General features: G+C 54.2%; 3 protein-coding genes. All 3 read left to right on the top strand.

What is annotated here, in order from left to right; all coding sequences use genetic code 11:
• Positions 1-190 (top strand): PAAR domain-containing protein (locus JJB97_RS17750; protein WP_238715403.1); only part of this gene is annotated, 190 nt, incomplete at its 5' end.
• A 291-nt stretch (positions 191-481) separates the two neighbouring features.
• Positions 482-1,930, top strand: coding sequence for a hypothetical protein (locus JJB97_RS17745; RefSeq protein ID WP_238715402.1), 1,449 nt, complete (start codon positions 482-484; stop codon positions 1,928-1,930).
• Positions 1,927-2,251: hypothetical protein (locus JJB97_RS17740; RefSeq protein ID WP_238715401.1), on the top strand; the 325-nt coding region annotated here is incomplete at its 3' end. The genes JJB97_RS17745 and JJB97_RS17740, both read left to right, overlap by 4 nt.

The raw sequence follows: 2,251 nt of genomic DNA, 5'->3' as shown, positions 1-2,251 counted from the left end.
CGATATTAACGGCAAAAATGCTGCATTACTCCACGACACAGTGACCTGCCCGGTGCACGGTACTAACCGCATCATTGAGAGTGATATCTCCGCTTACGAAGAAAATGGTCGGGGAATTGTGTTACACGGCTTCAAAACCGAATGTGGCTCAATGGTGATCGCAAGTTCACAGGATATGGAGATCGGGTGATGAGATGCACAACGCTTAAATACAGTATTGGTTGGCAGCAGACAAATCCCTGTGTTAAGCATGAATTGGGCTGCCTTTCTTTTTTGACTTGTCTACGAAAAAGCAAGAACATTCGGTAATATCGTGCTTGCCTGGGTTTTAAGCGCAGTGGGTACGTTTGTGATTTTGATGATTCTGGCATCAATGGGTATTTATTTTCTCTGATAAAAACGGAAATATCATTCTATAAGAACCAATAACCCGACGTCTGTTTTCAAAGACTGTTGGGTTACAGGGCAGGGAGATTTGCTAATGGGATGGTCCATACCACAGGCACCGGCACCGCAAAAAGCCGTTCGCTGGTCGCCGTGGGTGTGTCTTTTTATTACCGGAGCGGGTTATCTTGCGGCGCTTGCCTGGGTGGTGCTCAGTACTCCTTTCGGGAGGCTGCCAGCCCTGTCATCAGGCTACTACCTTCCTGTGACGGGATATACGCTTACAGGTGTGGGAATAGCCCTGACCATCTATCTGGTGTGGTGGGAAGCGCAGGCGTTACGTTTCTTCAGCCTGACCTGGTGGCAGCATAACACGTACCGTGCCTGGCGGGCGTGGGCGCTGGAATCTCTGGTTATGGTGAAAAGCGTGATGCTGACCGCTGAGCCAGGCCTTATCCCCTCGCTTGCCGGTATTCAGCCAAAGCTCCCTGAAGACGATGAAGGCAGCAAAGCAAAAACGCTGAACCTGGACGGTGCAGTCATTCCCGGCCTTAATCGCTTTACGCAAATCTGCCGCACACTTTTAGAGGATGTAGCGCCATCGCTTGTCAGCCTCCCGGCCCATTTTCCCATCACTGTTTATCTGCAAACGACCGGAGATGAAGACCAGCGTCAGGGGCGGTTTGAAAACCTGTGGAATGAAATCCTGCCTGGCAGAGCGCTGGAGTTGCATCTGCTCTCTGACGTGCTGCCATTTGAGATATGGAATCAGACCGTCCTTTCCTCCCCTCATCCGGTCCTGGCTCTGGCGCTGCACTACCGCCAGCCGGGAGAAGAGGCGGCAGAAATCGCCACCGCGCTTCTGCTGTCTCCGGCGGGCTTGCTCAACATTACCTCCGGTCAGTCACTTACCCGCCTGTTCCGGGCAATGCCGGTAAATCCTGAAAAATTAGTCGATGAACTCAGCGAGTTAAAAGCGATGGCGCAGCAGCCCGCTGACAACATCCGGCTGCTGTGGTTCAGCGGTCTCAGTGACAGCGCAAAACAAAGCCTCAGTACAGCGGCGTTTACTATGCAACTTCCACTTAGCGGCGCGGTGCCGGGCGGTGGCGTGATTGATGTTGGCCAGGGAGGTGGGCATTACGGCAGTCTGTCCGGCTGGCTGCTGGCAGGTATTGCGGCTCAGATGGCTGAACAGGGGCAGGGCAGCCAGTGGGTAGTGTGTGAAAACAACGGGCAGACCTGGGCAATGGCGGTAGGGCGTCACAATCCTTCTCCGCAGCCTCCGCATACTGAACTACCCGGGCAGCCTTTCCCGTGTGGTGGACTGTCGCTGGGGCTGTTGTTTTGTGGTCTTGTATTCGGCGCTGTAGGCACAGCGTGGCCGCAGTGGCTGTTCTCCGGCTGGGGTTTTACCGTGGTTCTGAGTTCGCTGCTGCTGGTGCTGCCAGGTTGTGTGCTGGGGTTACGTTATCTGATCAGCAGGGTAACTGAGTCAGCCTTTATTCGCGCAGCACAGGGGCCAGCCAGGGGAGAGCCGGTATGAAGAAGTTACTGAGGGTTGCCGGTATTCTGCTGCTGGTTGCGCTGGCTATGCTGTCACTGGCATTGCTGGTCGGGCAGGCCGGGGCATTTTCACAATATCTGCCTGAGAACTCACTGAAGCTGATTGTTGTGGTGTTGTTTTTCCTGACAGCGCTGCTGACTGTAAGCATCGGTATTTTCCGTATCTCTGCTTTTTACCGTACGCCGCTGAGGCCTGCCATACATAATGAAGTGGCAGAGGGGGTTCCGGTTAAGGCCACCGATTATTCATCACTCACATCTTACCTGCGCCAGCAAGACGGCTGGCGCTGGAAGCGCAGAC

Source organism: Tenebrionibacter intestinalis, from assembly GCF_016632365.1.
Taxonomy (GTDB): domain Bacteria; phylum Pseudomonadota; class Gammaproteobacteria; order Enterobacterales; family Enterobacteriaceae; genus Tenebrionibacter; species Tenebrionibacter intestinalis.
The sequence above is the reverse complement of the archived record's forward strand: the minus strand, read 5'-3'. Positions and strand labels throughout refer to the sequence as shown.